Source organism: Thermoflexus sp. (assembly GCF_025055495.1).
Lineage (GTDB): Bacteria > Chloroflexota > Anaerolineae > Thermoflexales > Thermoflexaceae > Thermoflexus.
In genome coordinates this window covers 1-7,748 of record NZ_JANWXB010000064.1, presented here as the reverse complement: position 1 = coordinate 7,748, position 7,748 = coordinate 1, and the positions used below count along the sequence as shown (strand labels likewise).

Genomic DNA, 7,748 nt, shown 5'->3' with positions numbered 1-7,748 from the left:
CCTGGGGTGCCCAGAACCCGGGCGGCTGTATCTGCAGGTCCTCACCCCTGGCTACCGGGTAGTCCTGGAGGCCCGGGGGCAGCGCTACGCCTATCACGCCGGACGCCAGGGTCCGCCCTTCCTGTGTCCCCCGGATCGAGCGCGGGAGCCTGTCGAAACCGGGGAATCCGGATAGGAGGGACGCCACCCGAAGCCGGTCGGACGAGGGGGAATGGCCCCTCCCCCCTGGAAGGCCTTCCTGAGGGGGGAGCGGGGCAAGCTGGGTAGCTCCGCCCGAGCGCGCGATCCGCCCCAGGCCAGCGCTACCCCATGGAATCCACCGCAGGGGATGCAAGCCCTATTCGCCCGGTGGAGAAACCAGCCACACCGCGCTGGCCCCGGGCATGGAGATCGCGTAAGGCTGACCGGCCTGCGTGGGTGGAAAGGCGCGGCCGTTCAGAAGATCCTGCGGCGCGGACGCCGTGAACGGAAACGCGGAGAGCGTCACCGAGAGCGGCTGATCGGAAAAATTAAAAAGCGCCACGACGGTTTGGCCAGCGGCCCGCCGCACGAAACCCCACGCCCCCGGCGCGGAGGCCGTGAGCTCCAGAACGGTGAAATCCCCTTCGCGCAGGGCGGGCGTTTCCGCCCGCAAGCGGAGGAGCCGCCGATAGGTGTTCAGCAGGGAGCTCGGATCCTGCTCCTCCTCCTCCACCGAGATGCCGTCCCCTGGAAGGTTCCAGCGATCCGGCGGGCGGAACCACGTGGTCTGGCCCGGCCCCTCCCCCGAGGCATACCAGTCCATGGGCTCCCGGCGATAGTTGTCCCAGGCCGGCGGCCCTCCTTTCTGACCCAGCATCCCGATTTCCTCGCCGTAATAGATCATGATCGGCCCGGGCAAAGCCGTTAAGAAAGCTGCTGCGAGGCGCAGGCGGGCAGGATCCCGATTGAGCTCGGTCGCCAAGCGATTGGTGTCATGGTTGGACAGGAAGCGGACAGCCAGGCTCTGGGGCGGAAAGAGCTGGGCCTCCTCGCGGAAAAGGGTCGAGAGGAGCACCGGATCACTCTGGCCGGATAGCACGCCGTCGCCGTTCCGGTTGGGGTCGCCCAGCATGATGTGATAAAGCGGGAAATCGAAGAGGGCATCAAACTGATCGGGAAATGCCGGGGCCAGCCGCGAAACGCTTCGCACCCAGAACTCCCCGAGCAGCAGGGCATCCGGGTTTACGGCCTTCACTTCCCGACGCAAGGCCACGAAGAACGCCTTCGGCGGAAAGGTCGCATTGTCCACTCGAAAACCGTCGATCCCCTGGCCCAACCAGAAGCGGGCTACCTGAGTCAGGTAAGCCACCACCTCCGGGTTGTAATGGTTGAAGCGGGGCATCGCCAGAACGCCATCGAAGCTCAGGTAGCGGGTATGGGCCTCATTCTGCCAGATAAACCAGTCGCTGTAGCGGGAAGCCGGATTGCCGAAGGCGTCCCGGAAGTAGGGATGCTGGTTGGACAGATGAGAAGAAACGAAATCCAGGAGCACCCGCATCCCCCGGGCGTGGGCGGCTTCGGCCAGAGCCCGCACATCTTCCACTGTTCCATACTCCGGACGCACATGGAAATAGTCCATCACATCATAGCCGTGATCGGAAGGGGAAGGGTGGATCGGCGTCAGCCAGATCGCTGTAACCCCCAGCGACTGGAGGTTATCCAGCCGCGCGATGATCCCTCGTAGATCCCCGACGCCGTCCCCATCAGAGTCGTAGAAAGAACGAAGAAAAATCTCGTAGAGGACAGCGCTCCGGAACCAGGCCGGCGTGGTGTAAGGAGGCAGGGTGAAGGTGGGCGTGGGAGCCGGGCGTATCGTCTCGGTGGGGACCGGGGTAGGGAGGGCAGGGGACGGAACGGGCGGGGCGATGGGTCGGCATGCCCCCTTCACCAGAATGAGGAGAACAATGAAAGACCATCGTATCCCACACATCGCTCGAACGCTCCCTTCAGGCGATCAGGGCTCCGCTTTTCGGCGGCAGATTCACCTCCAGAACACCATCCCGAACACAGACGGTATAGCCGTTGAGCTGATCCCGGGGCGTCTGGATCCAGGCCTCCCGGGGCCATCGCCATCGGACGCGGCGCGGCTGAGGGCTGAGGTTGACCGCCACGGCAACCGAGCTCTCCCGCCATGTCCGGAGATAGGCATAGGTGCCCGCTTCCGCATCCAGATGGATGACCTGACGGGCCCCATAGCGCAGGGCAGGATAAGCATGCCGCAAGGCGATGAGACGGCGGAAATATTCCCGCAGCGCAGAGCTCGGGACATCCTCCCAACGCATCGGCTGACGAGCTTCGACATCGAAGCTTCGCCCTCCTCGATGGATGGGGTGCTTCTGCGTCATGCCGATCTCTGTGCCGTAATAAAGAACGGGAGGGCCGGGTAACGTAAAGAGGATCAAGGCGGCGATCTTCAGGGCATCCACATCGTTCCCCGCCACGAACATGAAGCGATCCATATCGTGGTTATCCAGGAACGCAGGTCGGCAAAAGCTGGCCGGAAAATACGCTTCATGGGCGGCAAGAAAAGCCTCAAAGCGAGCCAAATCCCACCGCTTGTGGGCGAAGGTTTCGCGCAACGCCCAGGCCAGCAGAAAATCCAGCGTCCCATCCATCACCCCCTGGAAGGTCCTCTGGACGGCGGCGGTGTGTACCACCTCGCCGAACAGCCAACAATCCGGGCGCACGGCCCGACATGCCCGGCGGAAATCCGCCCAGAAATCCCGCGGCGGCCCATAGGCGAAATCCAGACGATAGCCGTCCACGCCCTGTTCCAACCAGTATTGAGCGCACCGGAGAAGATAATTCCGGGCGGGTCCGGGTCGAAGGTTCAATTTCGGCATGCTCTTGACCGTGAAGAACATCTCGTATTCATCCGGCCATCGGCGCCAGACATACCAGTCTCGATAAGGGCTTTGAGGATCTTCGCGGGCCGAGATAAACGTGGGATGGAGATGAGACCAGTGATGGGCCACGAAATCCAGAAGGACCCGAAGGCCCTGCGCGTGGGCGGCTTCGACCAGCTCGCGGAAGTCCGCGAAAGTTCCCAGACGGGGTTCGATCGTGTAGAGATCGATCGCGTCGTAGCCGTGATAGGAAGGGCTGGCGAAGATCGGGGAAAGCCAGATGGCATTACAGCCCAGGTCGCGGATGTATCCCAGCTTCTGAATCACTCCCCGCAGGGTCCCCCCGTAGAAGCCGGTAGGCCGCTCCGGATTCCGCCACGAGCGACCATCCCCGGGATAGAACCGGTCCACGAAGATATGATAGACCACCGCATCCCATGCCCAATCGGGAACCGGGTCATTATCCACCCAGATGGCGAAATCGGTGGCCTCCTCAGCGCTTAGCGCCTGGTTATCCGCGAAGACCCAACGGTCCGTTCCAGCCACCCGCGCGGCCAGATGGTAGCGGATCATCGTCCCGGCGGGTTGGGGAGGCAGCGTGACAGACCAGCGATGGACGTAATCCCACAGCAGGGTGTCCCACTCCACCCCATCGTGCTGGAGGGGGAGAACGCGGGCGCTCTCCCCGGCCGGGTCTGTGTCATCCGTGGTGAACCGGCAGATGGCCTCTTCGTAGGGCGTCGGGCCTGCCGTGGTCAAATACAGAACGATCGGATGGCCCGGCTCGGGATCCAGGGGTACAATCTGGTGAAGATGCCGGACGCCCAACCGGCTCTCCTGATGCAACGCCAGGCGCTGGGCCGGCTCGATCAGATCTCCGAAGATGTGATCCTCGATTTCGTAGCACATGGCTAGAGCTGCGCACCGAAAAGCCAGTCAGACGAGGCGGGATAGCCCCACCCCCTGTATCCCCCCTTCCCACAGCCCAAAGGGCCGTGGGAAGGGGAAAAAGACTTCCCGAGGAAGCGGACAGCGTGACGCGGGAACCCGAAAGGGAACGGCTCCACAGATGGGCCCCAGGATTTATCCTTTCACCCCTCCGAGGGTGAGCCCGGCCTCCAGGAAACGCTGAAGGAAAAGGAAGACCAGAATGGTCGGGACCGCCATGAGCACGAACCCGGCGGCGAATTCGCCCCATGGGATGCTCACGCTGTTTGCCAAGCCATAGAGGGCGGGGACCACAGTTTTCATGTGATCGGGGGCGGGCACGATCACGGAGGCCAGGACGAAGTCCCCCCAGGCCCCCAGGAAGGCCAGGAGAGCGGTCACCGCCAGGGCGGGTCGAGCGAGGGGCAAAGTGATCCGCAGGAAAGCCTGGATGGGATCGCACCCGTCGATCATGGCGGCTTCTTCGAGGTCGATCGGAATGGTATCGAAATAACCTTTCAGGTTCCACGTGCAGAACACCAGGGCCCCCGCCGTGTAAGCCAGCACCAAGCCCATATGCTTTCCGAAGAGGCCGAGGGCGGTGAGGATCAGCGCCACGGCGACCAGTGAGAGGACTCCCGGGAAGGCCTGGATGGCCAGCAAGAGGATGAGCATGAACTCCCGGCCCCGAAAGCGAAATCGTGAGAAGGCATAGGCCGCCGAGGTCGAAAGCAAAAGGGCCCCCAAGGTCGTCAGCCCCGCGACGAAAAGGCTGTTCCGGATCCAGATGAGAAACGGCCGGTCAAAGAGCAGCATCCGGTAGTTCTCAAAGGTCCACTCGGTGGGGATGAACATCCCCAACAGGTTCAACGTGTAGAGCCGGTCCCCGATGCGGCCGGAAGCCAGAATCGCGAACCAGATTGGATAGAACGCGAAGAAGGCGGCGAGGACCAAAACCAGATAATTCACGAGAAGAAGCATGGGTTTGGTTCGCCGGTTCATTCGTAAGCTCCTTTCGTGATCCGGGTCAGGCGAAGGCTGTAAAGCGTAGCGAGGAATAGCATCCCGAAGATGATGACCGCGAAAGCAGCAGCGCGGCCATAGTTCTGGAGCTGATAGATCTGTTTATAGGCATAAATCATCACGAACTCTGTCGCTCCCGGTTTGCCCACCCCCGTGATCGGGCCGCCGCCGGTGATGGCCCATGCCGTGCCGAACATCTGGAAGGCCGTGATGGACGTCAGGACCGTTGCGGGAAGCACGGCCGGCCGGATCAGGGGCAGCGTGATGTGCCGCAACTGGTCCCACCAGGAAGCCCCATCCACCTCGGCGGCCTCGTAGAGCTCCAACGGGATGGATTGCAAGGCGCCCAAGATCACGACCATGAAAAACGGATAAGAGAACCACACATCCACCAGAACCACAATGGCGAAAGCCGAGAACGGATGATTTAACCAGATGGGGCCTTTCATCCCCAGCAGCGCCAGCAGCTGATTGATGGTCCCCTGCTCCCGGAAGAAGAATTGCCAGACCAGTGCCATCAGAATGGCCACCGAGGAGGCTGCCCAGGGAAGGAAGAGCACCACCCGGAAGAACGTGCGACCCGGCAGGGAAGGATGGTTCAGGATCAGGGCCAGCACCAGGCCGAGGAGAAAACTCAGAGGAACCCGTGTGGCCACAAAGAGCACCGTGCGGAAGACCACGGCGATGAAGTCCCCGCTTTCCATCAAATCCACCAGCGCCCGGGGCAGATCCAGCCCGGCGGCCAGGGCGAAGCTGGTCAGGAAAGCGCCTCCCCAGACCCAGCCCGAATTGCCCAGCCGCCCTCGACGGCGTTCCCAGTATCGATGGAGGAAAAAGGCGAACACGAGAGGGGTCAGGCAGAGGGCGATCTGGGCCAGGCTCTCGAGGGCGCGGCGGGTGAACAGGCGGCCAAACAAATCGACATAATTCTGATAAATCGGTTGTTGGAGCGTGAAGGGCGTGCCCAGCCCTTGAGGCAGCCGCGGCCGAAACATCGGCCAGCACCGGGGTTCCATGATGCTATTTAGCCAGAGATCGCAGTCTGGATTGGGGTGAAAGCGGTTGTAGTTTGTGAACGAGATGTAGACATTCAGGAGGATAGGATAAATATTAAACACCAGAACGCCAAGGAACATTGGAGCCACGAACAGGGCGATTAACAAGCTCTTGCGCGCGCCTGACAGTCCAACCATTGTCTCCTCCACACCCCTGTTGGGGAAGCGATGAACAACGCCTCATGATTTACAGGAGTTACACTGTTGGGAGGGCCATCGCGAGGGCAGGATGCCTCTTTTCTCCCCTCCCCACGGCCCTGGGGGCTGTGGGGAGGGGAGAGATCGGGGAGCGAGGCCATCCTCCCTCGCCCGGCTGGCTCCCAACGGTGTCACTCCTGTGTGGTATTGCATTCGTTACGCCGTGGGGCAAATCCGATCCCAGGGGCCTTCGGGAGGGAAGCGGGCCAGGCCCCAGCCCCCAAAACCGCGGGGGAGCCTGGAAGTGGCCCGTAGGGGATGAGGGGTCGCCCGAAAGCCCTTCCTCACAAACCGGCTCTGCCTAAGACGAGGGGGGAGCGCGCGCTCCCCCCTCATCTCCTTCTACTTCATCTGAGCGATGGCGTCTTCAATGGCCTTTTGAGCAGCCGCCAGGGCATCCTCCGGCTTCTGCGCGCCGGTCCAGATGGCCACCGTCGCCTCTCCGACGGGCCCCCACTGAGCTGCCGCATAAGGCGTGCTGGCCATCGGCACGCCCAGCTTCAGCGACTCGCCGAAGCCCTTGACGGTGGGCAGCGCCTGCACCTCCGGATCATTCAGCGCCTGGATCTGCGCGGGGATGGTCTTGTTGACCAGGGCCAGCTTCTTCTGGACCTCCGCGCTGGTGAAATATTTCATGATGTCCAGGGCGGCCGCCACATTGCCACGATCGACGGCGTTCTTGCTCAACATCAAGGTCTTAATGCCGACGAAAGGACGGCCCATCGGGGCGATCCCGTAGTCGATCTTAGCGGCCTCGATGTCGGCGATGGCCCACGGACCGGTCCACCAGGCCCCGACCTTTCCCTCCGTCAGGAGGGATTTGCAGATGTCATGGCTGGTCTCCTTGGGGGCCACCTCCCGGAACTGAAGCATCCACTGGGCCGCTTTCAGCGCCTCCGGAGTGTTCAGATAGACCTTCCCCTCCTCATCCACATACGACGGAACGCCGAACCCGAAATAGATCGGGGCCACGTGGTATGGATCGTTGCCGCCCAGGCCCTGGTTGCAGACGAGGAACTTGCCCGGGTTCTTCTCCGCGAAGGCCCTGGCCTTCGCCAGCAGGTCGTCGAAGTTCATGGGATCCGTGGGGAGGAACTCCGGAGTCACCAGGGCCTTGTTGTAAACTAGGCCGATCCCCTCCATGGTTTCCGGCAGGGCCCAGATCTTCCCCTGATAGATCACGGCTTTGGCCGCCACCTCTACATAGGTGTTCTTCAGGAAATCCTCCGTGATCCCGTGCTCGTTCAGGGGAACGATGAGACCCGCCAGGGCCAAGTTGCCGATTTGATCGTTCGCCCAACCGATGATGTCTGGCCCCTGTCCGGCAGGGATCGCCACCCTGAGGGCGTCCATCACGTTTTCAGGTCGGGAGAGATCGATCGTCACGCCGGGATGGGCAGCCTCATAATCCTTGAAGACCTGGGTGATCGCATCCAGGTATTTGCCATCCCACTGATGCCAGATGGTGATGGTTACCTTCTTCGGAGCTGTGGGCGTGGGCCCGGGAGCTGGCGTGGGTGGAGCGGCGGTGGGGGTCGGCGTAGCCGCCGGCGCGCAGGCGGCCAGCAGCAGGCCCAACAAAGCCAGCATCGCCATCACGGGATAGAAACGTCGCGGAACCATCTTCCACCTCCTGAAATCGGGTCAGGGTCTCGGGCTACAGGGACACCCGTTCCGG

At 62.4% G+C, this 7,748-nt stretch carries 5 protein-coding genes; all 5 read right to left on the bottom strand.

What is annotated here, in order from left to right:
• Positions 1-337 precede the first annotated feature (337 nt).
• Positions 338-1,951 carry an alpha-amylase family glycosyl hydrolase gene (locus tag NZM16_RS02500; RefSeq protein WP_295478288.1) on the bottom strand — a complete coding sequence of 538 codons (1,614 nt, stop codon included), beginning with the start codon at positions 1,949-1,951 and terminating at the stop codon, positions 338-340.
• A 16-nt stretch (positions 1,952-1,967) separates the two neighbouring features.
• On the bottom strand, positions 1,968-3,776 hold the full coding sequence (locus NZM16_RS02495) for an alpha-amylase family glycosyl hydrolase (protein ID WP_295478285.1): 1,809 nt from the start codon (positions 3,774-3,776) through the stop codon (positions 1,968-1,970).
• Between the two features lie 174 nt (positions 3,777-3,950).
• Positions 3,951-4,796, bottom strand: coding sequence for a sugar ABC transporter permease (locus NZM16_RS02490; protein WP_295478282.1), 846 nt, complete (start codon positions 4,794-4,796; stop codon positions 3,951-3,953).
• The gene (locus NZM16_RS02485; RefSeq protein WP_295478279.1) at positions 4,793-6,010 is read right to left on the bottom strand and encodes a carbohydrate ABC transporter permease; all 1,218 of its coding nucleotides are present in this window, start codon (positions 6,008-6,010) and stop codon (positions 4,793-4,795) included. Before NZM16_RS02485 ends, NZM16_RS02490 begins: the two co-directional genes overlap by 4 nt.
• 402 nt (positions 6,011-6,412) lie before the next feature.
• Positions 6,413-7,693 (bottom strand): extracellular solute-binding protein, encoded by a 1,281-nt coding sequence (locus tag NZM16_RS02480; RefSeq protein ID WP_295478276.1) that lies wholly within the window; start codon positions 7,691-7,693, stop codon positions 6,413-6,415.
• Between the last annotated feature and the right edge of the window lie 55 nt (positions 7,694-7,748).

What these genes read in the sequence shown, in the direction of transcription:
- NZM16_RS02480 (WP_295478276.1), bottom strand. Translation starts at nt 7,693, where the DNA reads ATGGTTCCGCGACGTTTCTATCCCGTGATGGCGATGCTGGCTTTGTTG.
- NZM16_RS02495 (WP_295478285.1), bottom strand. Translation starts at nt 3,776, where the DNA reads ATGTGCTACGAAATCGAGGATCACATCTTCGGAGATCTGATCGAGCCG.
- NZM16_RS02490 (WP_295478282.1), bottom strand. Translation starts at nt 4,796, where the DNA reads ATGAACCGGCGAACCAAACCCATGCTTCTTCTCGTGAATTATCTGGTT.
- NZM16_RS02500 (WP_295478288.1), bottom strand. Translation starts at nt 1,951, where the DNA reads ATGTGTGGGATACGATGGTCTTTCATTGTTCTCCTCATTCTGGTGAAG.
- NZM16_RS02485 (WP_295478279.1), bottom strand. Translation starts at nt 6,010, where the DNA reads ATGGTTGGACTGTCAGGCGCGCGCAAGAGCTTGTTAATCGCCCTGTTC.